At 67.1% G+C, this 234-nt stretch carries 1 protein-coding gene; it reads left to right on the top strand.

Translation table 11 applies throughout. The features are described from left to right. Positions 1–234 (top strand): hypothetical protein (locus ACQG3P_RS24250; protein WP_426806477.1); only part of this gene is annotated, 234 nt, incomplete at both ends.

The following is a 234-nucleotide window of genomic DNA, read 5'->3' as shown; positions in this document are numbered from 1 at the left end:
GGCAGGAAGGCACCCTGTCGATCGGCAATGCCCTGAACCGGCTGCTCCACAAGACCGACAACCTGGCCCAGGAGCCTGGCGATGCGTTCATCGCCCGCGAGTGGTTCGTGCTGGCCGCGCGCGACGATGGCGGCACGCTGGGGGTGGCGATGCGCGCTGCCGGTGCCGACATCATCAAGATCGACGCGGCCAGCGTCCAGATTCGGGGCGGAGAAAGCGTGCAGTCGGAATTTG

The organism is Stenotrophomonas sp. SrG (assembly GCF_050031795.1).
GTDB lineage: Bacteria > Pseudomonadota > Gammaproteobacteria > Xanthomonadales > Xanthomonadaceae > Stenotrophomonas > Stenotrophomonas rhizophila_A.
Note: the sequence above shows the minus strand (reverse complement) of the source record. Positions and strands in the feature narration are given on the sequence as shown.